Raw genomic sequence first — 1,375 nt, forward strand, 5'->3', positions numbered from 1 at the left:
GGGAGTGTCTGAAAGATCGTGTGGGTGGGGTGGTGATCCGGAAGGCTGGGAGGTCCCAGCCGGGAAGGATCATCTGTGACCACGCACGAAGACGAGGTAGAGCAGGTCGGGGGCCTGGAGGTGCAGCTCGCCGCTGAGTTGATCGAGCGGGCCAAGACCGAAGGGGTGTCGCTGGTGGGCCCGGATGGGTTGTTGGCCGGGATCACCAGAACGGTGTTGCAGGCCGCGCTGGAGGCGGAGATGACCGAACATCTCGGCTATGACAAGGGCGAACGCCCGGCCGGGCCGACCGGCAACCACCGCAACGGCACCAGTGGTAAGACGGTGTCCACCGAGGTCGGCCGGGTCGAAATCCAGGTGCCGCGCGACCGTGCGGGTGAGTTCGAGCCGCAGATCGTGCCCAAGCACGCCCGCCGGGTCACTGGGTTCGATGAGGCGATCATCTCGCTGTATGCCAAGGGCCTGACCACCGGCGAGATCAAGGCCCATCTGGCCGAGATCTACCAGGTCGAGGTTTCCCGTGACCTGATTTCCCGGATCACCGACAACGTCGTGGCGGAGATGGAGGCCTGGCGGGCCCGGCCGCTGGATGCGGTGTATCCGGTGGTGCTGATCGATGCGCTGTATGTGAAGATCCGCGAAGGTCAAGTCGCTAACCGGCCGATCTATGTCGCGCTGGGCATCAACTGCGCCGGCGAACGCGACGTGCTGGGCGTGTGGGTCGGCACCGGCGGCGAGGGCGCCAAGCACTGGATGACGGTACTGGCCGAACTACGAAATCGTGGCGTCGCCGACGTGTGCATCGCTTGCTGCGATGGCCTCAAAGGGCTGCCCGAGGCGATCGCGGAGATCTGGCCGCAGGCGACCGTCCAGCAGTGCGTGGTGCATCTGGTGCGCTCGTCGCTGCGGTATGCCTCCAAGACGCACTGGAGCCGGCTCACCAAGGACCTGCGGGAGATCTACACCGCCCCGACCGAGGCTGCGGCCGAGCAGCGGTTCGCTGAGTTCGAGACCGACTGGGGCGACCGCTACCCGGCGGTGATCCGGCTCTGGCGGGACGCCTGGCCGACCTTCGTACCGTTCCTGGCGTTCCCCACCGAGATCCGCAAGGTCATCTACACCACCAACGCGATTGAAAGCCTCAACGCCCGATTCCGCCAGGCCACCCGCCGACGCGGGCACTTCCCCACCGAACAGGCCGCACTCAAGGTGCTCTACCTGGTCATCCGCAACCCACTGAAAGGACGCTCCAACGTGACCGGCACAACCCGCGGATGGAAGGCCGCATTGAACGCACTGTCACTGCACTACGGCGACCGCATCACCCTCAACTGACAACGATCACCGCCTCACCCACAAAATTCAGGACAGTCCC

General features: G+C 65.5%; 1 protein-coding gene. It reads left to right on the plus strand.

Features of this window, described 5'->3' with window-relative positions:
• Nucleotides 1–114: 114 nt before the first annotated feature.
• Complete coding sequence (locus tag ACH34W_RS55360) at nt 115–1,335, plus strand: IS256 family transposase (protein ID WP_395969350.1); 1,221 nt, start codon at nt 115–117, stop codon at nt 1,333–1,335.
• Nucleotides 1,336–1,375: the final 40 nt, after the last annotated feature.

Source organism: Actinomadura sp. 6N118, assembly GCF_044326415.1.
In the GTDB taxonomy this organism is placed as follows: Bacteria; Actinomycetota; Actinomycetes; order Streptosporangiales; family Streptosporangiaceae; genus Spirillospora.